Annotated in this window: 22 protein-coding genes; 2 read left to right on the top strand and 20 right to left on the bottom strand. The window is 69.0% G+C overall.

The window, feature by feature from the left end:
• Positions 1-2 precede the first annotated feature (2 nt).
• The 4 genes from ctaD to H9633_RS11635 all read right to left on the bottom strand — a co-directional run bounded on the left by ctaD (position 3) and on the right by H9633_RS11635 (position 4,593).
• Complete coding sequence (gene ctaD / locus H9633_RS11650; protein ID WP_191713276.1) at positions 3-1,727, bottom strand: aa3-type cytochrome oxidase subunit I; 1,725 nt, start codon at positions 1,725-1,727, stop codon at positions 3-5.
• Between the two features lie 3 nt (positions 1,728-1,730).
• A complete protein-coding gene (gene ctaC, locus H9633_RS11645; protein WP_191713275.1) occupies positions 1,731-2,618 on the bottom strand; it encodes an aa3-type cytochrome oxidase subunit II in 888 nt (295 codons plus the stop codon).
• Positions 2,619-2,707: 89 nt separating this feature from the next.
• On the bottom strand, positions 2,708-3,076 hold the full coding sequence (gene erpA / locus H9633_RS11640) for an iron-sulfur cluster insertion protein ErpA (RefSeq protein ID WP_071643050.1): 369 nt from the start codon (positions 3,074-3,076) through the stop codon (positions 2,708-2,710).
• 101 nt (positions 3,077-3,177) lie between these two features.
• On the bottom strand, positions 3,178-4,593 hold the full coding sequence (locus H9633_RS11635) for a dipeptidase (protein WP_191713274.1): 1,416 nt from the start codon (positions 4,591-4,593) through the stop codon (positions 3,178-3,180).
• Between the two features lie 44 nt (positions 4,594-4,637).
• Here H9633_RS11635 and H9633_RS11630 point away from each other — a divergent pair, with 44 nt between their 5' ends.
• Positions 4,638-5,198: a DUF3043 domain-containing protein gene (locus H9633_RS11630; RefSeq protein WP_191713273.1), complete on the top strand. Its 561-nt coding sequence runs from the start codon at positions 4,638-4,640 to the stop codon at positions 5,196-5,198.
• A 33-nt stretch (positions 5,199-5,231) separates the two neighbouring features.
• Here the strand turns inward: H9633_RS11630 and H9633_RS11625 are convergent, their stop codons facing one another.
• From H9633_RS11625 to dnaE, 5 genes are all read right to left on the bottom strand, one after another.
• Entirely contained in the window at positions 5,232-6,251 is a 1,020-nt protein-coding gene (locus H9633_RS11625) for a quinone-dependent dihydroorotate dehydrogenase (protein ID WP_191713427.1), read from the bottom strand.
• 12 nt (positions 6,252-6,263) lie between these two features.
• A complete protein-coding gene (gene nrdR / locus H9633_RS11620) occupies positions 6,264-6,740 on the bottom strand; it encodes a transcriptional regulator NrdR (RefSeq protein WP_191713272.1) in 477 nt (158 codons plus the stop codon).
• A 30-nt stretch (positions 6,741-6,770) separates the two neighbouring features.
• Positions 6,771-8,084 (bottom strand): histidinol dehydrogenase, encoded by a 1,314-nt coding sequence (gene hisD, locus H9633_RS11615; protein ID WP_318247271.1) that lies wholly within the window; start codon positions 8,082-8,084, stop codon positions 6,771-6,773.
• Between the two features lie 4 nt (positions 8,085-8,088).
• Complete coding sequence (locus H9633_RS11610) at positions 8,089-9,591, bottom strand: hypothetical protein (protein WP_225211422.1); 1,503 nt, start codon at positions 9,589-9,591, stop codon at positions 8,089-8,091.
• 93 nt (positions 9,592-9,684) lie between these two features.
• Entirely contained in the window at positions 9,685-13,203 is a 3,519-nt protein-coding gene (dnaE, locus tag H9633_RS11605) for a DNA polymerase III subunit alpha (RefSeq protein ID WP_071642560.1), read from the bottom strand.
• Positions 13,204-13,265: 62 nt separating this feature from the next.
• Here dnaE and H9633_RS11600 point away from each other — a divergent pair, with 62 nt between their 5' ends.
• Positions 13,266-13,748 carry an NUDIX hydrolase gene (locus H9633_RS11600; protein ID WP_071642558.1) on the top strand — a complete coding sequence of 161 codons (483 nt, stop codon included), beginning with the start codon at positions 13,266-13,268 and terminating at the stop codon, positions 13,746-13,748.
• A gap of 12 nt (positions 13,749-13,760) precedes the next feature.
• Here H9633_RS11600 and H9633_RS11595 read toward each other — a convergent pair whose 3' ends face one another.
• The 11 genes from H9633_RS11595 to H9633_RS11545 all read right to left on the bottom strand — a co-directional run bounded on the left by H9633_RS11595 (position 13,761) and on the right by H9633_RS11545 (position 23,557).
• The gene (locus tag H9633_RS11595) at positions 13,761-14,693 is read right to left on the bottom strand and encodes an RluA family pseudouridine synthase (RefSeq protein WP_071642555.1); all 933 of its coding nucleotides are present in this window, start codon (positions 14,691-14,693) and stop codon (positions 13,761-13,763) included.
• A gap of 2 nt (positions 14,694-14,695) precedes the next feature.
• The gene (gene lspA / locus H9633_RS11590; RefSeq protein ID WP_191713270.1) at positions 14,696-15,238 is read right to left on the bottom strand and encodes a signal peptidase II; all 543 of its coding nucleotides are present in this window, start codon (positions 15,236-15,238) and stop codon (positions 14,696-14,698) included.
• A gap of 46 nt (positions 15,239-15,284) precedes the next feature.
• On the bottom strand, positions 15,285-15,848 hold the full coding sequence (locus H9633_RS11585) for a DivIVA domain-containing protein (RefSeq protein WP_071642551.1): 564 nt from the start codon (positions 15,846-15,848) through the stop codon (positions 15,285-15,287).
• Between the two features lie 143 nt (positions 15,849-15,991).
• Entirely contained in the window at positions 15,992-16,291 is a 300-nt protein-coding gene (locus H9633_RS11580; protein WP_071642549.1) for a YggT family protein, read from the bottom strand.
• A 3-nt stretch (positions 16,292-16,294) separates the two neighbouring features.
• Positions 16,295-16,768, bottom strand: coding sequence for a cell division protein SepF (locus H9633_RS11575; RefSeq protein ID WP_071642547.1), 474 nt, complete (start codon positions 16,766-16,768; stop codon positions 16,295-16,297).
• A 43-nt stretch (positions 16,769-16,811) separates the two neighbouring features.
• The gene (locus H9633_RS11570) at positions 16,812-17,489 is read right to left on the bottom strand and encodes a YggS family pyridoxal phosphate-dependent enzyme (RefSeq protein WP_191713269.1); all 678 of its coding nucleotides are present in this window, start codon (positions 17,487-17,489) and stop codon (positions 16,812-16,814) included.
• Positions 17,486-18,628: a cell division protein FtsZ gene (gene ftsZ / locus H9633_RS11565; RefSeq protein WP_071642543.1), complete on the bottom strand. Its 1,143-nt coding sequence runs from the start codon at positions 18,626-18,628 to the stop codon at positions 17,486-17,488. The genes H9633_RS11570 and ftsZ overlap by 4 nt, the downstream gene beginning before the upstream one ends.
• A 153-nt stretch (positions 18,629-18,781) precedes the next feature.
• Positions 18,782-19,813, bottom strand: coding sequence for an FtsQ-type POTRA domain-containing protein (locus H9633_RS11560; protein ID WP_318247270.1), 1,032 nt, complete (start codon positions 19,811-19,813; stop codon positions 18,782-18,784).
• Between the two features lies 1 nt (position 19,814).
• A complete protein-coding gene (gene murC, locus H9633_RS11555) occupies positions 19,815-21,215 on the bottom strand; it encodes a UDP-N-acetylmuramate--L-alanine ligase (protein WP_191713268.1) in 1,401 nt (466 codons plus the stop codon).
• A gap of 12 nt (positions 21,216-21,227) precedes the next feature.
• Entirely contained in the window at positions 21,228-22,301 is a 1,074-nt protein-coding gene (locus H9633_RS11550; RefSeq protein ID WP_191713267.1) for a UDP-N-acetylglucosamine--N-acetylmuramyl-(pentapeptide) pyrophosphoryl-undecaprenol N-acetylglucosamine transferase, read from the bottom strand.
• Positions 22,298-23,557, bottom strand: a complete 1,260-nt coding sequence (locus H9633_RS11545; RefSeq protein WP_191713266.1) for a peptidoglycan glycosyltransferase FtsW — start codon at positions 23,555-23,557, stop codon at positions 22,298-22,300. The genes H9633_RS11550 and H9633_RS11545 overlap by 4 nt, the downstream gene beginning before the upstream one ends.
• Positions 23,558-23,569 lie beyond the last annotated feature (12 nt).

Below are 23,569 nucleotides of genomic sequence, written 5' to 3'. Positions count from 1 at the left end.
ACTTACTTGACCTCTCCCGCTGCGACGCCCACCGGGTGCTCTGCGGCCTCGGGGTGGTTCAGATCGAACGCCGGACGCTCACTGCGGATGCGCGGGATCGACGTGAAGTTGTGACGCGGCGGCGGGCACGAGGTGGCCCACTCCAGCGATGCACCGTAGCCCCACGGGTCGTCGACGGTGACCTTCGGCGCCTTGCGGGCGGTGATCCACACGTTGAGGAAGAAGGGCAGCATCGAGGCGCCGAGAATGATCGCACCGATCGTGGAGACCTGGTTGCCCCACTCCCAGTTGTCATAGGTGGAGTAGTCCGCGTAACGACGGGGCATGCCGTCCACGCCCAGCCAGTGCTGCACGAGGAAGGTCATGTGGAAGCCGATGAACAGCATCCAGAAGTGGATGTAGCCCAGGCGCTCGTTGAGCATGCGGCCGGTCCACTTCGGCCACCAGAAGTAGAAGCCGGCGAACATCGCGAACACGACGGTGCCGAACACCACGTAGTGGAAGTGGGCGACGACGAAGTACGAGTCGCTCAGGTGGAAGTCCAGCGGAGGAGCCGCGAGGATCACGCCGGTCAGACCACCGAAGACGAACGAGACGAGGAAGCCGAGGGCGAACACCATCGGCGTCTCGAAGGTGATCGAGCCTCGCCACATGGTGCCGATCCAGTTGAAGATCTTCACACCCGTCGGCACCGCGATGAGCATCGTCATCAGGGCGAAGAACGGAAGCAGCACGCCGCCGGTGACGTACATGTGGTGAGCCCACACGGCCACCGAGAGGGCCGCGATCGCGATGGTCGCGTACACCAGCGTCTTGTAGCCGAAGATCGGCTTGCGGCTGAACACGGGGAAGATCTCGGACACGATGCCGAAGAACGGCAGCGCGATGATGTACACCTCGGGGTGACCGAAGAACCAGAACAGGTGCTGCCACAGCAGCACGCCACCGTTCGCGACGTCGTAGATGTGCGAACCGAGCACGCGGTCGGCCGCTGCGGCGAGGATCGCCGCGGCGAGCACCGGGAACGCCATCAGGATCAGGAGGCTGGTGATCAGCGTGTTCCACGAGAAGATCGGCATGCGCCACATGGTCATGCCGGGTGCGCGCATGGTGATGACCGTGGTGATGAAGTTCACCGCGCCGAGGATGGTGCCGAAACCGGACATGCCGAGGCCGAGCATCCAGAGGTTGCCGCCCACGCCCGGCGAGAACGACGAGTTGGCGAGCGGCTGGTACGCGAACCATCCGAACGAGGCCGCGCCCTGCGGGGTGAGGAAGCCGGCGATGGCGATGATCGAGCCGAAGGTGAACAGCCAGAAGGCGAACGCGTTCAGACGCGGGAACGCCACGTCGGGCGCGCCGATCTGCAGCGGCAGGATCGCGTTGGCGAAGCCGGCGAACAGCGGCGTCGCGAACATCAGCAGCATGATCGTGCCGTGCATCGTGAACAGCTGGTTGTACTGCTCCTTGGTGGGCACGATCTGCATGCCGGGAGCGAAGAGCTCGGCGCGGATGATCAGCGCCATCACACCGCCGAGGAGGAAGAAGAGCACCGAGGCGATCAGGTACATGTACCCGATCGTCTTGTGGTCGGTGGACGTCATCCACTTGACGATGATGTTGCCCTTCTGCTCCACGCGGGAGGAGGTGAGCAGGGCTGCCTGACGCGGCGGCAGCGTGGTCGGGCGGGCGCCCGGCGCTGTCGTGGGTTCAGCTGTGGTGGTCATGGCTTACTCCTCTTCCTCGGACTGCGTGCTCGCGCCGGTGCCGGGGAGATTGCTGAGTCGGTCGTAGGCGTCGGTGATGTCGCCCGTGTTGCCCTGCTCGCGCAGGGTCTCGAGGTATGCGTCGTACTCGTCCTGCTCGACGACCTTCACGTTGAAGAGCATCATCGAGTGGTACTCACCGCAGAGCTCGGCGCACTTGCCGTCGTACTCGCCGACGCGCGTGGGGATGAAGGACCAGGAGTTGTCCTTGCCGATGTACATGTCCTTCTTGTACAGGAAGTCGATGATCCAGAAGGAGTGGATCACGTCGCGCGACTGCAGGTCGATCGTGACCTTCTTGTCGACGGGCAGCACGAGCGTCGGAAGCTTCTCGCGCTCGATGTCGCCGTTCTCGTCGGGGTCGGCCTGCACGCCCATGGTCCACACGGCATCGTCTTCGCCGCCGTACTGGAAGTCCCAGGCCCACTGCTTGGCGATCGCCGTGACCTCGACGTCGGGCTCATCCCACTGCGTCTCGATGTCGGCCTGGTCGCGCGCGGTGAAGAAGAACATGCCCAGCACGAGGATCAGCGGGATCACCGTGTACAGGATCTCGATCGGCATGTTGTAGCGCAGCTGGACCGGGAGTCCGGTCTGACCGGTGCGCCGACGGTACATCACGAGCGCCCATCCCATCAGGGCCCAGGTGATGACGCCGACGGTCAGCAGAACGACCCACGAGGTGACCCAGAGACCGGAGACCGTCTCGGTCTGGTTGGTCGCGGGGGTGCCGTCTTCGACGAAGCCCGGAAGGAATCCATTGAGTTCGGTGGGAGTACATCCCGCCAGGGCCACAGCTGCCGCTGCTCCCAGCGGGAGCGCGGCCCAACGAAGGCGGCGTTTCGAGGGCACGATGCACCTTTCAGATCTCGGACAGGAGCAGACTCAAGTCTAGGGCAACCTCACACGCGATTCATGCCAACCACGCAGGTAGGCGCGCCTCAGTGGAAGCTGTCACCGCACGCGCAGCTGCCTGCGGCGTTGGGGTTGTCGATCGTGAAGCCCTGCTCCGAGATGGTGTCCTTGAAGTCGATCGACGCGCCGTCCAGGTAGGGGACGCTCATGTTGTCGATGATGACCTCGACGCCGTCGAAGTCGACGGTCTCGTCGCCTTCGAGGTAGCGCTCGTCGAAGTACAGCTGGTAGATCAGGCCCGAGCATCCGCCGGGCTGCACGGCCACGCGAAGACGCAGGTCGTCACGGCCCTCCTGCTCGAGCAGGCTCTTGACCTTGAGCGCCGCAGCGTCGGTCAGCGAGACGCCGTGGGCGGGGGCGGCGGTGGGCTCTGAGGTCAGGGTGGTGTCGCTCATCTCAACTCCTTGCAACGGCAGCGCGGTCTCGCTGCTCGTGCACGATTCTACCGCCGTCGCCGCACGCCGGGCCGATCGCGTGCGCGCATCGATCCCCCTGCTCAGGACTCCCCGGCGCGCTCGTTCATCCTGGCCAGCAGCAGTGCCTCGGTGCGCACGGCGTTGCGGAACGTGTCGAGGTGCAGCGACTCGTTCGGGCTGTGGGCCCGGGAGTGCGGGTCCTCGACGCCCGTGACGAGGATCTGCGCGCCGGGGAACTCGCGGACCAGGTCGGCGACGAAGGGAATGGATCCGCCCACGCCGAGGTCGACGGCCGCGACGCCGTAGCCGTCTCCCATCGCGGCGCGGGTGAGCTCGACAGCCCACCCCGAGGTGTCGACGAGGAAGCCGTCGCCGAGGTCGATGTCGGAGAACGTGAGCTCCGCGCCGAACGGCGCGTGCCGGCGCAGGTGTCGTTCCAGCGCCGCGTACGCGTCGGCGGCACTCTGACCGGGGGCGACCCGGGCGCTGATGACGAGGCTCACCTCGGGCAGCAGGGTGTTGGACGCCTCGGCCACGCTCGTCACGTCCATCCCGGTGATCGTGATGGAGGGCCTGTTCCAGATCCGCCCGTAGATGTCGTCGCGACCGATCGGGCTGACACCGTCGAGCAGGCCCGCCTCGTCTCGCAGAGTCTCCTCGGAGTACTCGGGCGTCTGCGCGTCTCTGCTGGTCATCCCGTCGACCGCGACCGCGCCGTCGGAATCCCACAGTGTGGCGAGGAGGGTGACGGCGGCCATCATGGCATCCGGAACCGCTCCCCCGAACATGCCGGAGTGGGAGGCGTGCTCGAGGGTGCGCACGGTGAGAGTGAAGCGGGCGTTGCCGCGCAGCGACACCGTCAGTCCCGGGGTGCGGGAGTCGAGGTTGCCTGAGTCCGCCACGACGATCGCATCGGCGCGGAGCGCGTCGGCGTTGTCGCGCAGGAACCGCGCGAAGGAGCGCGACCCGTATTCCTCCTCGCCCTCGATGAACAGCGAGACGCCGAGATCGAAGTCGTCGCCGAGCACCCCCGCGACCGCGCGCAGCGCCGCGATGTGCGCCATGATGCCGGCCTTGTCATCCGCTGCGCCCCGGCCGTACAGGCGCCCGTCGCGCACGGTCGGCTCGAACGGCGGCGTCTCCCACAGCTCGTCTGCCCCCGGAGGCTGCACGTCGTGGTGGGCGTAGAGCAGGATGCTCGGGCGTCCGTTGCGCGCGGCGCGAGTGGCGAGCACGGCGGGCTGGCCGAGCTCGTCGGTGTCGTCGACGTGCGCACGCAGCACGCGCACGTCGTCGAAGACGCCGGTGCCGCGCGCCAGCTCGGCGACCGCGTCCGCCGAGCGCTCCAGCTGCGTCTGGTCGAACGCGGGCCACGCGATGCCGGGGATGCGCACCAGCGCGCCCAGGTCGGCCAGGGCGGACGGGATGCCGAGGGCCACCGCCTCGAGGAGCGCGGTCTCCGCGGCGGATGAGGCGGACGGTGCAGGGGATGTCATGCGAGTAATCTTAAGGCGAACCCGATTCCGAACTGAGGTCGAACGTGTCCAACCCCACCCCTGCCGCCGACGACGCCCGCGAGACGCCCGCCGTGGGCAAGGGCCGCGCCACCCCCACCCGCGCCGAACGCGAGGCGGCCAATCGCCGTCCCCTCGTCGCGAACACGAAGGAGGCCCGTGCTGCGGCGAAGGCCGTCCTGCAGGCGCGCCGCCAGCGGGCCCGCATCGGGATGGAGAACGGCGAGGACAAGTACCTTCCCGCACGTGACCGCGGTCCTCAGCGCCGGTGGGTGCGTGACTACGTGGACGCCGGCTGGCACATCTCCGAGTGGCTGATGGCCGCGATGCTGCTGGTCATCGTGCTCAGCCTCGTCGAGATCCCCGCGGTGCAGCTGTGGGCGATGGTCGGTCTGTGGGGCTACATGCTGCTCGCGGTCGGCGACATGGTGCTGCTGAGCATGCGGGTGAAGAAGAAGACCGCCGCGAAGTTCGGTCTCGAGCGTCGCGAACGCGGACTCGGCTGGTACGCGGCGATGCGGGCGCTGCAGATGCGCTTCATGCGTCTTCCGAAGCCCCAGGTCACGCGCCGTCAGTACCCGGACTGACCCGCGGCTCGGTCGTGCGGAGGCCTGTGTCGCTCAGCGACGCAGGCCTCTGTTGATCTGCCTGGCCCACAGCGGTCCGCGATACAGGAATGCTGTGTAGCCCTGCACGAGCGTCGCACCGGCGTCCAGTCGTCGCAGCACGTCGTCTGCGGTCTCCACTCCCCCGACGGCGATCACGCAGAAGTCGGCCGGCACGGCGCTGCGGACCACGGCCAGCACCTCCAGCGAGCGCTGCTTCAGCGGCGCGCCGGAGAGTCCGCCCGCCCCGGCCGCCTCGACGACCGCCGGGTCGGTGATCAGGCCGTCGCGGGAGATGGTCGTGTTGTGGGCGATGATCCCGGCGAGCCCCTCCGCCACCGCCATGCGGGCGATGGCCTCGATCTCGTCGTCGGGCAGGTCGGGGGCGATCTTCACGAGCAGCGGCGTCTCGCCCGCCGCCTGCTTCACCGCGCGCAGCAGCGGAGCGAGAGTCTCCACGGCCTGCAGGCCGCGCAGACCTGGAGTGTTCGGTGACGACACGTTCACGGCGAGGTAGTCGGCGAGCGGCGCGAGCCGCGTGGCGGACGTGACGTAGTCCCCGACCGCATCCTCGACCGCGACCACCCGGCTCTTGCCGATGTTCACCCCGATGACCGCGCGAGGAGCACGCCGCCGCAGCGCGGCGAGTCGGCGTGCCGCGGCATCCGCCCCCTCGTTGTTGAAGCCCATCCGGTTGATGACGGCCCGGTCGGGGATCAGGCGGAACAGGCGCGGCTTCGGGTTGCCCTCCTGCGGGATGGCGGTGATGGTGCCGATCTCGATGTGCCCGAAGCCCAGGGCATCCAGACCGCGCACGCCGACGGCGTTCTTGTCGAACCCCGCGGCGACGCCGAAGGGCGACGGGAAGACCAGACCGAGCGCGCGCACCTGCTGCTGCGGTCGCGGGGCGGTCAGCGCGCGCGCCGCCCACGAGAACGGCGGCACGCCGAGCGCGCGGATGACCGCCATCGCGGCGTGGTGCGCGAATTCGGGGTCGAAGCGCGCGAGGACGTGGCGGAAGAGCAGTGAGTACATCACTGCCCAAGGCTACCGGTCGTGGGAATCCGGTTCCGACGCATCGTGGTCGGCGCGCAGGTCGCGGATGGCGCGTTCGAAGTCGTCGAGCGAGTCGAAGGCCTGATACACGCTGGCGAAGCGCAGATACGCGACCTCGTCGAGCTCACGCAGGGGGCCCAGGATCGCGAGTCCGATCTCGTTGGTGTCGAGCTGCGAGACACCCGTCTGCCGCACGGCCTCCTCGACCTTCTGGGCGAGGAGCGCGAGGTTCGCCTCGGTGACGGGCCGACCCTGGCACGCCTTGCGCACCCCGGAGATCACCTTGTCCCGGCTGAACGCCTCCATGACGCCCGAGCGCTTGATCACCATGAGACTCGCCGTCTCGGTCGTCGAGAATCGTCCGCCGCACTCCGGGCACTGTCGTCGGCGTCGGATCGACAGGCCGTCGTCACTGGTGCGGGAGTCGATGACGCGGGAGTCCGGATGCCGGCAGAAGGGGCAGTGCATGATCGGTCAGCCTACTCGCTCGCTCTCGGCTCACCGGGAGGTGTCGGCGAAGCGCGCCTCGACGGCGTCGCCGTGTGCGGGCAGGATCTCCGCGTTCGCGAGGGCGACGACCCCGGCCCGCACCTCGGCGAGGGCGGCGTGGTCGTACTCGATGACCTGCTGCGGTCGCAGGAACGTGTACGCGCCGAGTCCGGCCGCGTACCGGGCCTGTCCCCCGGTGGGCAGCACGTGATTGCTGCCGGCCATGTAATCGCCGAGACTCACCGGCGTCTGGTCGCCGACGAACACGGCGCCGGCGCTCGTGAAGCGCTCGGCCGCGGCGGACGCGTCTGCGAGGTGCAGCTCGAGGTGCTCCGGCGCGTACGCATTGCTGAACGCCTCCGCCATCGCCCGATCGTCGACGAGCACGATGGCCGACTGCGGCCCGGCGAGGGCCTCGGCGACGCGCGCGGCATGCGCGGTGGTCGCGGCGAGGTCGGCGACGGCTGAGGCGACCTGCTCGGCGAGCTCGACCGAATCCGTCACCAGCACCGCTGACGCCTGCTCGTCGTGCTCGGCCTGGCTGATCAGGTCAGCCGCGATGAGGGCGGCATCCGCCGACGCATCGGCGACCACGAGGATCTCGGTCGCGCCGGCCTCGGAGTCGGTTCCGACGACGCCGGCGACGACCCGCTTCGCCGAGGCGACGTAGTTGTTGCCTGGCCCGGACACGACATCGACCGGGTCGAGTCCCAGGTCGGCGACGCCGTGAGCGAGCGCGCCGATCGCGCCGGCACCGCCGATCGCGTAGATCTCGTCGATGCCGAGGAGGGATGCCGCCGCGAGGATCGTGGGGTGCACCCGTCCGCCGTGCGCGGCCTGGGGCGGGGAGGCGAGGGCGATCGAGGTGACGCCCGCGACCTGTGCGGGCACGACGTTCATCACGACGCTGGATGCCAGCGGCGCCTTGCCACCGGGGATGTACACCCCCGCGCGGGTGACGGGCTGCCACCGCTGGGTGATCCTCGCGCCCGGCCCGATGTCGGTGGTCTGCGAGGCGGGGACCTGCGCCGCCGAGCCACGGCGGACGCGGTCGATGGCGGCTTCGAGGGCGGAGCGCACCGCCGGATCCACCGAGGCCGCGGCTTCGGCGACGTGCTCGGCGGGGACGCGGATGGCGTGACCGCTCACCCCGTCGAAGCGCTCGGCCTGCTCACGCAGGGCGGCCTCACCCGTGGTGCGCACGGCCTCGACGATCGCGGCAGCGGCCTCGAGCGCCTCGGCGCGGGCCTGGGTGGCACGCGGCACGGCCGCGAGCATGTCGGAGGGTGAGAGGGACTGCCCTCGGAGATCGATCGTGCGCACGCGCTCAGCCTTTCGTGATGTCGAAGATGTCGTGGAGGTAGCCGATGCGGCCGTCCTCATGTCGCACGACGAACGCCCCGCCCCGATCCTCGATCGCGAGCGCCCACGCCGTCGGCCCGATCCGGAACAGCGGATGGCCTCGCTCGTCGAGCACGTCGCGCTCGGTGGGCGCCAGGATCCAGAACGGCTCGGGCTGACCGAGGTGGTCGGGCTCGGCGGACTGCTCGCCGCGCGTGCGCCGCAGCGGCTGCTCGTCCGCATCGTCGACCGCCGACGTGGCCGGGCCGGCCACGCCGTCTGGCGCGGTGTTGTGCTCGACCGTCCGATTTGAGTCGGGAGTGTCGTCGGCGAAGATGCTCTGCAGCGCTTCGACAGCGGCGGTGTTGTACAGCACCTCGGTGTCGTCGTCTCGGTGGTCGGACACGACGGGCTGCGGCGCGGGTGCCGCCGGCTCCGACGTCGAGGTCGCTTCCGGCTCGACAGACGCCGGCTCGTCGGGCGCCGGCTCGACAGGCGCCGGCTCGACGGGCTGCGACTCGACGGGCGCCGGCTCGACAAACGCGGGCTCGACGGCCGCCGGCTGGACCGGCGCCGGCTGGACAGGCACCGGCTGGGCAGGCTGCGCGATCGGCGCGGCCGCGGTCAGCGTGGAGTCCGCGTCCTCGGCATCCGGAGCGGAGAGGTGATCCGATGCGGATGCCCGATCCAGGGCATCCGCATCCGACGCCGTGCGCGGGATGACCATCGTCAGTGCGGTCTCCACCCTCGGCTCGGCGGCTGCGGGCGGCGCCGCTGCGGGGCCGTCAGCATCGTCCGGTCGGACGGCGCCGGCCGGGGGCACCGCTGACGGAACGGCTTCGCGCTCCGCGCGCGGACGCGCGATGACGGGTCGGACGGGGTTCGCGTTCCGGTGCGCGAGCGTCTCCAGGCGGCCGTGGAAGTCCTCTCGCAGCCGAGGCAGCAGGGGGGCGAACACCGTCGCGGCCACCAGCACGAGCGTGGCCAGCTGACCCACCACGGCGACCCAGCCGATGAGCAGCACGCCGGTCTCGATGGTGGCGGCGACCTGCTGCCAGAGCACCTGGGCCCACGAGACGGCGGCGACAGCAGCCGCGACGGACGCGAACTGGTCGATGCCCAGAGACCCCACCCGGCGGATCCCGTCCGGTGAGAATCGGCGCAGCACGACGAGGAAGACGGCCACCGTCGGCACTCCCATCATCAGGATCCAGTGGATGCCCGATGTCCACACGGTGTCGCCGATCGGACCGATCGGGAAGAACGAGGCCACGAAGCCGATCAGCCAGGCGCCGATGATGATGATCTCGCGCAGCGTGAAGCCGAGGATGCCGTACTCCGGCTGGACCTGGTCCTCGTAGAGGACTCCGTCGTCATCCCGGTCGATGCCGTCCGGGTCGATGTCGGCCCCGGTGCGCGCGTCGGCGCGCAGGCGAGGCTCGTCTGCCGAGGCGTCGCCGGGGGCGCTGCCGGGACTGTCGAAGCTCATCGAGGGTCCTTTCGTTCGTGGTGGGTGGCCACGCGAGTCACGATCCTACTCACCGCACCCGGGAGTTCGATGCGTCGCCCCGAGGCCGTGCGCTCAGCCCAGACAGGCGGGGCCCAGCAGCGATTTGAGGTCGCCGAACAGGTCGGCGGACACCTTCACGGGCATCGGCACCTCGAACACCTTCGCGGCGCTGCCGCGGTGCACGCGCAGCAGCACCTCGGTATCACCGGCATGGCGGCGCAGCACGTCGGCCAGGTCCGTCATGACCCGTTCCGTCGCCCGCTGCTCGGCGACCAGCAGCGAGAGGGGGCCGGCGGCGTCGAACGAGCCGACGTCCGGCGCGAAGGCCGACTGCGCATGCAGATTGAGCCCGTCGTCACGGCGGGAGACGCGGCCTCGCACGGCGAGGATGGCATCCTGCTGCAGGGTGTGCTGGAACTCGGTGTACGTCTTGCCCATGAACATGATCGTCACCTCGCCGTTGAAGTCCTCGACGGTGATCATGCCGTACGGATTGCCGCTGGCCTTGGCCACGCGGTGCTGCACGCTGGTCACGAGCCCGGCCACGGTGACCTGGTCGCCGTCCTGCAGGTCCTCCGAGGTGAGCAGTCCGTTGATCGAGATCGAGGCGTGCTTGGCGAGCGGGACCTCGAGCCCCGCCAGCGGGTGATCGGAGACGTACAGTCCGAGCATCTCGCGCTCGAAGGCCAGCTTGTCCTTCTTCGTCCACTCTGGACGATCGGGCACCTTCGCGGGCGCCGCCTCCTCCATCTCGTCGTAGAGGCTGTCGAAGTCGAAGCCGATCGCGCCCTGCGCCTCGTTCCGCTTGCGGTCGACGGCGGCCTCGACGGCGTCTTCGTGGATCTCCATCAGCGCGCGGCGGGTGTCGCCCATCGAGTCGAACGCGCCCGCCTTGATCAGCGACTCGACGGTGCGCTTGTTCGAGACATGCAGCGGCACCTTGCCCAGGAAGTCGTGGAACGAGGTGAACGGCCCGTCCTTGCGGGACGCGACGATCCCGTCGACGACGTTGCTGCCGACGTTGCGCACCGCGCCGAGACCGAAGCGGATGTCCTCGCCGACGGCCGCGAAGAAGTTGATCGACTCCGACACATCCGGCGGCAGCACCCGGATGCCCATGCGGCGGCACTCGTTCAGGTAGAGCGCCATCTTGTCCTTCGAGTCGCCCACGCTGGTCAGCAGAGCCGCCATGTACTCAGCCGGGTAGTGCGCCTTGAGGTACGCGGTCCAGTACGACACGAGTCCGTACGCGGCGGAGTGCGCTTTGTTGAAGGCGTAGTCGGAGAACGGCAGCAGGATGTCCCACAGCGCCTTGACGGCTCCTTCGCCGAAGCCGCGCTCCTTCATGCCGCCGGAGAAGCCCTCGTACTGCTTGTCGAGTTCGGACTTCTTCTTCTTGCCCATCGCGCGACGCAGGATGTCGGCCTGGCCGAGGCTGAACCCGGCGACCTTCTGCGCGATGGCCATGACCTGCTCCTGATAGATGATCAGACCGTAGGACTCCTGCAGGATGTCGGCCAGCGGCTCTTCCAGCTCGGGGTGGATGGGCGTGATCTCCTGCAGACCGTTCTTGCGCAGCGCGTAGTTCGTGTGCGAGTTGGCGCCCATCGGTCCCGGTCGGTACAGCGCGATGAGCGCCGAGATGTCGGCGAAGTTGTCGGGCTTCATCAGCCGCATCAGCGAGCGCAGCGGCGGGCTGTCGAGCTGGAACACGCCCAGCGTGTCGCCGCGGGCCAGCAGGTCGTAGACGGCGCGGTCCTCGAGACCGAGGTGCTCGAGATCGAGCTCCTCTCCCCTGTTCATGCGGATGTTGTCGAGCGCGTCCGAGATGATCGTGAGGTTGCGCAGCCCCAGGAAGTCCATCTTGATCAGACCGAGCGACTCGCACGACGGGTAGTCGAACTGGGTGACGATCTGACCGTCCTGCTCGCGCTTCATGATCGGGATGATGTCGATCAGCGGGTGCGATGACATGATCACGCCGGCCGCGTGCACGCCCCATTGCCTCTTCAGCCCCTCGAGTCCGAGAGCGCGATCGAAGACCCGCTTGGCGTCGGTGTCGGTGTCGATCAGCGCGCGGAACTCGCTCGCCTCCTTGTAGCGCGGGTGCGCACTGTCGTACATGCCGCTGAGCGGCATGTCCTTGCCCATCACCGCGGGCGGCATCGCCTTGGTGAGCCGGTCTCCCATGCTGAACGGGTAGCCGAGCACGCGCCCGGCGTCCTTCAGCGCCTGCTTGGACTTGATCGTGCCGTAGGTGACGATCTGGGCGACGCGCTCGGAGCCGTACTTCTGCGTCACGTACTCGATCACCTCACCGCGGCGCCGGTCGTCGAAGTCGACGTCGAAGTCGGGCATCGAGACGCGGTCGGGGTTGAGGAAGCGCTCGAAGATGAGGCCGTGCTCGAGCGGATCGAGGTCGGTGATCTTCATCGCGTACGCGACCATCGACCCGGCACCGGAGCCACGGCCGGGACCGACCCGGATGCCGTGGTCCTTGGCCCAGTTGATGAAGTCGGCGACGACGAGGAAGTACCCGGGGAACCCCATCTGCAGGATGATCCCCGTCTCGTACTCGGCCTGCTTGCGCACCCTGTCGGGGATGCCGTTCGGGTACCGGTAGTGCAGGCCCTTCTCGACCTCCTTCACCAGCCAGCTGTCCTCCGTCTCGCCGTCCGGCACCGGGAAGCGGGGCATGTAGTTGGCCTTGGTGTCGAATTCGACCTGGCAGCGCTCAGCGATGAGCAGCGTGTTGTCGCACGCCTCGGGGTGGTCGCGGAACATCTGGCGCATCTCCTGCGCCGTCTTGATGTAGTAGCCGTCGCCGTCGAACTTGAATCGATTCGGATCGTCCATCGTCGAGCCGGACTGCACGCAGAGCAGCGCCTCGTGCGCATCCGCCTCGTGCTGGTGCGTGTAGTGGGAGTCGTTCGTCGCGACGAGAGGGATGTCCAGGTCTTTCGACAGCCGCAGCAGGTCGCTGATCACCCGACGTTCGATGGAGAGGCCGTGGTCCATGATCTCGGCGAAGTAGTTCTCCTTGCCGAAGATGTCCTGGAACTCGGCGGCCGCAGCCCGCGCCGCGTCGTACTGCCCGAGTCGCAGGCGGGTCTGGATCTCGCCCGACGGGCATCCCGTGGTCGCGATCAGGCCCTTGCCGTAGGTCTGCAGCAGCTCGCGGTCCATGCGGGGCTTGAAGTAGTAGCCCTCGATGCTCGAGAGCGAGCTCAGTCGGAACAGGTTGTGCATCCCGGCGGTGGTCTCGCTCCACAGCGTGGTGTGCGTGTACGCACCCGATCCGGAGACGTCGTCGCTCTTCTGATCGGCCGTTCCCCACGCCACGCGCGACTTGTCGCTGCGGTGCGTTCCCGGGGTGACGTAGGCCTCGAGTCCGATGATCGGCTTGATGCCCGCGGCGTTCGCGGCGTTGTAGAACTCGAACGCCGCGAACGTGTTCCCGTGGTCGGTGACGGCGATCGCCGGCATCCCGTAGTCGGCCGCGGCCTGCGTCATCGAGTTGATCTTCGCCGCACCGTCCAGCATGGAGTACTCGCTGTGGACATGCAGGTGCACGAAGGAATCGGAGGCCATGCATCGAGTCTACGAGGCCCCTCCGACGCCCGCGTCGACGCGCCCTCGATACGCTGAACGGCATGGCCACTCCTGAATTCGTCCTCGCGCTGCGGAAGCACATCGGCACCGCACCACTGCCCCTGGTCGGCGCCACCGCGATCGTCTTCCGCGACGAGAAGGTGCTGCTGGGCAAGCGCGCCGACAACGGTGCCTGGCAGGCGATCTCGGGCATCGTCGAACCCGGGGAGGAACCGGCCGACGCCGCCGCGCGCGAGTGCCTCGAAGAGGCCGGCGTCGTCGTCTCGGTGGACCGTCTTGCGCTGGTGCAGCAGATGCCGCGGGTGACCTACGCCAACGGAGACCAGGTCGACTACCTCGATCTGGTCTTCCGCTGCACCTGGGTCTCGGGCGACCCGTACCCAGCCGACGGGGAGCTGACCGAGGTGGGCTTCTACGACCTGGCGGCGATGGGTGACGTCGACCATGCGCATGTGCGCAGCATCGCTCTGGCGATGGCGGAGGACGACCCGGCGACCTTCCGCGGCGGTCGCGTCAGAGCCTGAGGTCGAGTCGCGTCAGTCCGCGTCGCGACCCGGATCCAGCACGTCGAGCGCGTGACGGAAGTCCGCGGGATAAGGCGAGTCGAACCGCACCCACTGACCGGTCGTCGGATGCGTGAAGGCGAGCTGATGCGCGTGCAGCCACTGCCTGGTGAGACCGAGTCTGGCCGACAGGGTCGGGTCGGAGCCGTAGAGCGGATCGCCGACGCAGGGATGCCGGTGCGCGGCCATGTGCACGCGGATCTGATGCGTGCGGCCCGTCTCGAGATGGATCTCGAGCAGGGAGGCGCCGGGGAACGCCTCGAGCGTCTCGTAGTGGGTGACCGACGGCTTGCCGTCCGGCACGACGGCGAACTTCCAGCTGTGGTTGGGGTGGCGGCCGATCGGCGCATCGATCGTGCCCGCGAGCGGATCCGGATGCCCCTGCACCACAGCGTGGTAGATCTTCTCGACCGTGCGGTCCTTGAACGCGCGCTTGAGAACGGTGTACGCGCTCTCGGTCTTCGCCACGACCATGAGACCGCTCGTGCCCACGTCGAGGCGGTGCACGACCCCCTGACGTTCGGGCGCTCCGCTGGTCGCGACGCGGAATCCCGCCGCGGCGAGAGCACCGACCACGGTCGGCCCCTCCCACCCGATCGAGGGATGAGCGGCGACGCCGGTCGGCTTGTCGACCACGACGATGTCGTCATCGTCGTGGACGATCCCGAGCTCGGGCACCGCGATGGGCTCGATCCTCGGCTCCTCCTTCGGCGACCAGCTCACATCGAGCCAGCCGCCCGCACGCAGTCGATCCGACTTTCCGAGCGAGACGCCGTCGAGGGTGACACCGCCCGCTTCCGCGACCTCGGCCGCGAAGGTGCGCGAGAAACCGAGCATCTTGGCCAGGGCGGCGTCGACGCGCTGACCGTCGAGCCCGTCGGGGACGGGAAGACTGCGGGACTGCACGGTCAGATCTCCGCTGACGCGGCGGCGCCCTCGTGGCCGTTCTGCGTCGCGTCATCCGCACTCTGCGCATGATCGCGCTCGCGCGTACCGTCGAGACGCAGCCCGAAGACGACGAGCAGGGCGACCGAGATCATCCCCGAGACGATGAAGATGTCGGCGACATTGAAGATCGCGGGCAGCATCCACGGCATCGAGATCATGTCGACGACGTGGCCCACGGCGAATCCGGGTTCGCGCAGCACCCGATCCGTGAGATTGCCCAGCACACCGCCGAGCAGGCACCCGAGCACCACCGCCCAGAGGCGGGAGTGGACCTGGAACGCCTTCCAGACGATGATCCCGGCCACGACGGCCATGGCGATCGTGAAGATCCAGGTGACCTCCGCGCCGATCGAGAACGCGGCGCCGGAGTTGCGGATGTAGTAGAGCTGCAGGAACTCACCGAGCACGGGCACAGCCTCATGCTTCGGCAGGTTCTCGATGGTGAGGTGCTTCACAGACTGATCGGCGACCAGCACGACGGCCGCGAGAGACGCGACGATCATGCCGGCCGCCGACCGACGAAGGGGACGACGTCCTGCCAAAGGTGACCTACAGGCCGATGGCGGAGACGGGCGTCGAGTCCGTCGAGGACTTCTGGTCGAGGTCGCGCAGCTGCCCCTCGATCATCGCGCGGAGCTTGCCGCGGTAGTCGCGCTCGAACTCGCGCAGCTCGGTGATGCGACCCTCGAGCATGTTGCGCTCGCGCTCGAGTCGCGCTGCTTCCTCGCGCTGCTTCGCCTCGGCCTCGGTGCGGATGCGTGCGACCTCGGTCTCGGCTTCCTCGATGAGCTGCTTGCGCTTGGCCTCACCCTCGGCGACGTGCTCGTCGTGCAGACGCTGGGCGAGCTCGATTATGCCGGCGGAGGTGCCGACGGGCGATCCCTCGGCGGCCTGAGCGGGAGCGGGCGTCGGCGCTGCGGCGGGAGCCGGGGCGTTCTCGCCGGACTCGTACGCCGCGAGCTTGGCCTTCAGCTCGTTGTTCTCCTCGATGGTCTTGCGCCATTCAACGACGATCTCGTCGAGGTAGTCGTCGACCTCTTCGGGGTCGAAGCCATCCTTGAATCGGACGTGCTGGAACTCCTTGTGGACGACGTCATCCGGGGTAAGTGCCATGGGTGGCTCCTCTTTCGATGAGTTCGGTTGCCAGTCGCTGAGAGCCGGCGGTGTGGTTCATTCGACGCGTACCCGGGGCGCGCGTCTGGGAGCCAAGCATAGTCCCCCAGTCTGAGCGGCGCGACGCTCGCGCGCTCAGTCGCTCAGGTCAGCGCCCGGACGACCGCCATCAGGATGAACACGCTGAGCATGGTCAGCATGAACCCGAAATCCAGCGCGATCGTCCCGAGGCGCAGCGGCGGCACGAGCCTGCGGAAGAAGCGGATCGGCGGGTCGGTCACGGTGTACACGAGCTCCGCCGCGACCAGCCCGGCCCCCTTCGGACGCCACGACCGGTTGAACAGCGGGATGTACTCGAGCACGAGCCGCGCGATCAGCACGAGCACGTACAGAGTCAGCACGAGCTCGGCGATGCCGCCGATGATGCTGAGTATCGCTCCCACGGATCAGGAGTCGAACGAGGCGGAATCCGCCTGCGCGAGGCCGCCCTGGCCGGATACTGCGATGTTCTCCGGCGAGAGCAGGAAGACCTTGCTCGTGACGCGCTCGATGCGGCCGTACAGACCGAGCGAGAGCCCGCTGGCGAAATCGATGAGACGGCGCGCGTCGGCGTCGCTCATCTGCGACAGGTTGATGATCACCGGCACGCCCTCGCGGAAGTTCTCGGCGATGATCTGCGCGTCGCGGTACTGCTTGGGGTGCACGGTGAGGATCTCGTTGACCGAGCCCGCCGCGGGCTGACGAACAGCCGTCGGACGACGCAGCGGCGTGACGGGGGCCGGTGCGGTCTCGTCGCGTTCGATCACCTCGTGCTTCTCACGCGTGGCTCGGGCCGGCGTCGGCGCGGCCTCCTCCTCATAGACCTCTTCCTCGTCGGCGAGGCCGAGATACACCATGGTCTTCTTCAGCGGGTTACCCATCGTGTCCTCCGGTTCGAACGTTCGGGCTGGTCTGGTTGAAAGGCTAACCCCGGTCGGGGCGCGGTCCTGTGATTGCGGAACCGATCCGCAGGTGTGTCGCGCCCGCGTCGATCGCCGCCTCGAAATCTCCGGTCATCCCGGCTGAGATCCAGGTGGCCGCGGGGGCGAGGGCACGCACGCGATCGGCGACGTCGCGCAGCCGTGCGAAGGCGCGAGACGGCTCCTCGTCGAGCGGGGCGACCGCCATGACGCCTCGGAGCCGGAGCGACGGGAGGGAGAGGACGTGCTCGGTCAGCGCCTCGGCGTCACCGAGCGCACTGCCGCCTCGGCCGGTGTCCTCGGTCAGGTTGACCTGCACGAGCACATCCAGTGGGTCTCCGTCGACATCGGCCCGATGCAGCGCGTCCGCGAGCTTCACGCGATCGACGGAGTGGACGACGTCCGCGTCCCGACGGATCGCTGCGGCCTTGTTCGTCTGCGCCTGGCCGATGAAGTGCCAGCGTACGCCGAGCCCGTCGAGAGCGGCACGCTTGGCCGTCGTCTCCTGCTGGCGGTTCTCGCCGACGTCGGTCACACCGAGCTCGTGCAGCTCACGCACCAGGGAGGCGGGGTGGAACTTCGTCACCACGATCCGGGTGATCTCACCCGGATCCCGGCCTGCCCGGCGCGCGGCGTCGGCGATGCGCTCGTCTATCGCCGACAGCCGCGCGCTGAGCGTCACTTCAGGAACTCGGGGATGTCGATGTCGTCGTCAGAGAACGCCGGCTCGATGCTGGATGCCACCGGCGCGGGCGTCGCAGCCGGCCTGGCCGGCTCGGGGCGCTCCTCGGCGGCCTTCTCGTCCAGGCGCACCTCAGGCAGCGGGTTGGCCGCCGGACGCTCCACGACCATCGGCTCCAGCCGCGCAGCGGGCTCGCCGCCGTCGAAGCCGGCGGCGATCACCGTGACGCGCACCTCGTCGCCGAGACTGTCGTCGATGACCGTTCCGAAGATGATGTTGGCCTCCGGGTGCGCGGCCTCCTTGACGAGGTCGGCTGCATCGTGGATCTCGAAGATGCCGAGGTTCGAGCCACCCTGGATCGACAGCAGCACACCGTGGGCGCCCTCGATCGAAGCCTCCAGCAGCGGGGACTCGACGGCGAGCTCGGCCGCCTTGATGGCACGGTCGGCGCCGCGCGCCGAGCCGATGCCCATGAGCGCGGAACCGGCTCCTTGCATGACCGACTTCACATCGGCGAAGTCGAGGTTGATCAGACCCGGGGTGGTGATGAGGTCGGTGATGCCCTGCACACCGGCGAGCAGCACCTGGTCGGCGGTTGCGAAGGCCTCGATCATGGAGATGCCGCGATCGCTGATCTCGAGGAGCCTGTCGTTCGGCACCACGATGAGGGTGTCGACCTCCTCCTTCAGCTTCGCGACGCCGGCCTCGGCCTGGCTCTGGCGGCGACGACCCTCGAACGAGAACGGCTTGGTCACGACGCCGATGGTCAGCGCGCCGATCGACTTCGCAATCCGCGCGACCACGGGTGCGCCGCCCGTGCCGGTGCCGCCGCCCTCTCCGGCGGTGACGAAGACCATGTCGGCGCCGGTGAGCGCCTGCTCGATCTCCTCGGCGTGGTCCTCGGCGGCCCGACGGCCCACCTCGGGATCGGCTCCGGCGCCGAGGCCGCGAGTGAGCTCACGGCCCACGTCGAGCTTGACGTCGGCGTCGCTCATCAGCAGCGCCTGGGCGTCGGTGTTGACGGCGATGAACTCGACTCCGCGGAGTCCGAGCTCGATCATGCGGTTGACGGCGTTGACGCCGCCACCGCCGACGCCGACGACCTTGATCACGGCGAGGTAGTTCTGGTTCTGGCTCATGGCCGGCCTCCGTTATTCGAGCCTGACGAGGGATAAACCTTAAACCTCAACGAGAGGGTTAAACTGTTTCCCGGTATTGCGTTCTCGTCAACGACGCTATGCGCAACACCGTCATGCGCGCGCACCGACACGGCGTGTCGCCGCGATCTGCCCTCAACCCACCACAGGAACGGTCGGAGACGACACGTCGAACGTGCTCGACTGGGGCGCGGCGGCGATCAGGCGAACCAGCACCGCGGCCTTGCGAGCCGAGTCCTGCTCACTCCCCCAGACGATCGTCTTGCCGTCGGCGAGGCTGAGCGTCACATCATCGCCGGAGGCCGCACGCACCTGAGTCACCGTCGCGCGCAGGTCGGCGGGCAGCGACCGCATGACCAGTCCCGCGCTGTGGAACGCGGCCGAGTCGAGACCGCCGGTGATGTCGAGCTCCGGAGTGCTCTCGGGCCGTTCCGCACTCGTCGAGAGCACCACGCCGGCGGCGTCGACCACCGAGTAGGCGTCGCCGTCGCGGATCGCTCCCACCGGTGTGCGCTCCACGATGCGCACCAGCAGCTCGCGCGGCGGGCGGACCTCAAGGGCGTAGGACTCGATGATCGGGAACTCCGCCAGCGCCGACGCCACGCGGTCCGCGTCGACCAGCGCGAGCGGCGCGCCGATCTGGTCGGACAGCGATCGCTGCACGGCGGCCGGATCGATGCTCGTCGCGCCGGCGACGGTGATCTTCTCCACCGAGAACAGCGGACTGTACGCCGCGATCATGCTGCCCAGGACGAGAGCGACCAGAGCGGCCGTCGATCCCCATACGGCGAGACGCCGCCGCCGGGAGCGCTGGGTGAATCGACGGATCTCGGCGCGCAGCGCCTTGCGCCGTGCGCGCGCGGCGCGCCAGACTTCGCTGCTGCGCATCGCGGGCTGCCCGGCATCGCGTTCGCCGTCCTCGATCACCGCGGTCACGGCGTACCCGTCGCTGTCGGAGCCCGAGACGGGCTTCACTCCAGAAGCGTCCGGATCAGCGGCATCCGGGGCGCCGACGTCGGGGGCTCCGACCCGCGTGCCGGCGTCGCGCTGCCCCGTCGCGCCGAAACGCAGCAGGGGGCGGCGACGGCGTTCGGGCGATGCGCTGTCGGCGACATCGTCCGGAGTCGGCTCCTCGGGCGAGACGGGAAGCGGTGCCGGGCGCCGCACGTCAGTCCTCGGCGGGGCGGCGCAGTGCGTCGAGCACCTGCGGGATGATCTGGTACACGTTTCCGCAGCCCAGTGTCACCACGCAGTCGCCCTCGCGGGCGATGCGGGCGGTGTAGTCCGCCGCCTGCTGCCAGTCGGGCACGTAGCGCACGTTCGCCTGGTCGGCGAAGGCCCCGCTGACCAGCTCTCCCGTCACCCCGGGCACCGGGTCCTCGCGCGCGCCGTAGACGTCGAGCATCACCGTGTGATCGGCGAGCTCCTCGAGCACAGCGGCGAACTCCCGGAACATGTGCTGCGTGCGCGAGTAGGTGTGCGGCTGCTGGATCGCGATCAGGCGACCGGAGCCCGCGACCCCGCGCATCGCCTCGAGAGCGGCGCGCACCTCGGTCGGATGGTGCGAGTAGTCGTCGTACACCTGCACGCCGCGCGCCTCGCCGTGCAGCTCGAGCCGGCGCACCGTCCCGGCGAATCCCTCCACCGCGCGCGCCGCCTCGGTCAGCCCGTAGCCGAGCGTGAGCAGCACCGCGACGACGCCGCCCGCGTTGATCGCATTGTGCGCGCCGGGGACGGCCAGCTGCATGCGCACCGACTCGCCCTTGTGCACCAGTGTCGCGGACGCGCCGCCGGTGGTGACGATGTCGTCGATGCGCAGATCGGCGTCCGCCGCGCGCCCGAACGTGACGACCGCGCGGTGGCTGAGGCCGGCACGCACCCGCTGCGCTCCGGGGTCGTCGCTCGAGATCACCACGGCCTGTCGCGCCTCGTCGCCGAAGCGGACGAAGGCGTCGTAGAACGCCTGCTCGGACCCGAAGAAGTCGAGATGGTCGGGATCGACGTTGGTGATCAGGGCGACGGCCGTGTCGTACAGCAGGAACGTGCCGTCTGACTCGTCGGCCTCGATCACGAACAGCTCGTCGGCCCCCGTGCCGCTCGAGACGCCGAGCTGCTCGATGACGCCGCCGTTGACGAAGCTCGGGTCGGCCCCCAGCGCCTGCAGAGCGGTGACGAGCATGCCGGTCGAGCTGGTCTTGCCGTGCGCACCGGCGACGGAGACGAGGCGGCGCCCGCCGATCAGCCAGTGCAGCGCCTGCGAGCGGTGGATCACGTGCAGACCGCGGTGCTTCGCGGTGACGAACTCGGGGTTCTCGGGCCAGATCGCCCCGGTGTGGATGACCGTGTCGGCGTCGCCGAGGTGCGCGGCGTCATGTCCGACGTGCACGGTGGCCCCCGCGGCAGCGAGTGCCCGCAGGTTGTCGCTGTCGGCCCGGTCTGAGCCGGAGACGCGGATGCCCGCATCGAGGAACATCTTCGCGAGCCCACTCATACCGGAACCACCGATGCCGATGAAGTGCGCGGAGGTGATGGTGTCGGGGATCGGAAGGGAGAGGTCGGGTCTGATCATGTCGTTCCCAGTCTACTTTTCAGCGAGCGCGCGATCGATCAGCGCGATGAGGTCCTCGGTGCCCGTGCGGGAGCCGATGCTCACGGCCGCGGCCGCCATCGCGTCGATGCGCGAGCGGTCGCGGAGGAGCGGGATGATCTTCTCGCGCACGACCTCGCCGTCGAAGGTCGCGTCGTCGAGCAGCACGGCGGCTCCCGCCGCGACGGCGGAGGCCGCGTTCAGTCGCTGCTCGCCGTTGCCGACCGCGTACGGCACGTACACCGCCGGGATGCCCAGGGCGCTGACCTCGCTGACCGTCGCCGAGCCCGAGCGCGACACGATCAGATCGGCGAGGGCGAACGCGAGATCCATCCGGTCGATGTACCGGCGCATGGCGTATCCGGGCACCCCCGGATCGACCAGGTCGCTGCGCTCGCCCGTGGCGTGCAGCAGCTGCCAGCCGGCGGAGAGCACGTCGCCCCACGAGTCCGCGATCGCCTCGTTGAGGCGCAGGGCGCCCAGCGACCCGCCGAAGACAAGCAGCACAGGACGCTCCGCGTCGAGGCCGAAGTGGGCGGCGGCCTCGGCCCGCGTCGCCCGGCGGTCGAGGTCGACGATCTCGCGGCGCAGCGGCATGCCGACGACCTCCCCGCGCTTCAGCGGCGTACCCGCGAATGCGACGCCCACAGCGGCCGCCGAGCGGGCGCCGAGCACGTTCGCCAGGCCCGGTCTGGCGTTCGCCTCGTGCACCACGAAGGGGATGCGTTCGCGCCGTGCGGCGACATAGGCGGGCGCAGAGGCGTAGCCGCCGAATCCGACGACGACATCCACGCCGCGGCTGCGGATGTGCTGACGCACCTGCGACACCGCACGCTGGAAGCGCGCGGGGAACACGACCGCCGCACCATCGGGACGACGCGGGAACGGCACCTTGTCGACGATGAGAAGCTCGTACCCCCGCTCGGGGACGAGGCGCGCCTCGAGCCCCTCCCTCGTGCCGAGCACCAGCACGTTGCCGTCGGCGCGATCACGCAGCTGGTCGGCGACGGCGAGCAGCGGATTGACGTGGCCGGCGGTGCCCCCGCCGGCGAGGAGATACGAAATCACTTCGTCGCGCTCCGCTCGCTCAGTACATCGCTCTTCGCGACCCTACCCTGCGTCGTCGCGACCCGCCGGCGCGTCGGGTGAGCGCGGTCATCGGACTCTGCGGCGGGGAGCGTGCGTGCGAAGGCCAGCAGCACACCGCATGCGGCGAGAACCGAGATGAGCGCGCTGCCGCCCTGCGACATGAACGGCAGCGGCACGCCCATCACCGGGAACACTCGCAGCACGACGCCGATGTTGATGAGCGCCTGCCCCAGGATCCACACCCCGATGCCGCCGGCGGCGACCCGCGCGAAGGGGTCGGCTGAGCGGCGCACGATGCGGAAGACGCCGATCGCGAACACCGCGAACAGCGCGAGCACCAGAACGCAGCCGATCAGGCCGAGCTCCTCGCCGACGATCGCGAAGATGTAGTCGTTCTCCGCGGCGGGCAGCCAGCCGTACTTCTCCTGCGAGTTGCCCAGGCCGACGCCGAAGATCCCGCCGTTGGCCATGCCCCACATCCCGTGCACCGCCTGGTAGCACTCCCTCGTCGGGTCGCAGGACTCGGGGTTGAACGCCGAGAGGATGCGCTTCATCCGGTTCTCGCTGGTGAGCGCGTAGCCGAGCACGGCCACGATGCCGCCGATCAGGGGAAGGATGAACAGTCGCAGCTTGACGCCGGCGAAGAACAGGGCCCCGAGCACGATCAGCACGAGGACCATCGCGGTGCCGAGGTCCTCCCCGCCGATCACGGTGCCGATGGCCATGATCGAGACCGGGACGACCGGGATGAACACGTGGTGCCAGATGCCCAGGCGCGCGCGTTTGCGCAGCAGCACGAACGCGATCCACAGGGCGAGGGCGAGCTTGAGGAATTCAGAGGGCTGCAGCTGGAAACCGGCGATGTTCACCCAGTTCGTGTTGCCGTACGACGACACGCGAAGGCCCGGCACGAACACGAGCAGCTGCAGCGCGGTCGCGCCGATCAGCGCGGGCCAGGCGATCCGTCCGAGGAAGGCGACGGGCATCCTGCTGATCAGCAGCATCAGCGGGATGCCGAGCATCGCGAAGATCCCCTGCTTGAGCGCGCCGTCCCACGGGTCGGGCCTCGCGCTGGTGGCGGAGAGCACCATCACCCATCCGAAGACGGTCAGCACCAGGGCGGTCGACGCGATGAGCACGAACTCCGTCGTCGGCGGCGTGAACCGTCTGCCGAGGGAGACGCGGGCGGCGAGACCGCGGTCGCCGGCGCTCGGAGGGCTGGTCGTCTGCGTCATCCGCCCTCTCCG

Origin of the sequence: Microbacterium commune (genome assembly GCF_014836945.1) — a bacterium.
Lineage (GTDB): Bacteria > Actinomycetota > Actinomycetes > Actinomycetales > Microbacteriaceae > Microbacterium > Microbacterium commune.
Note: the sequence above shows the minus strand (reverse complement) of the source record. Positions and strands in the feature narration are given on the sequence as shown.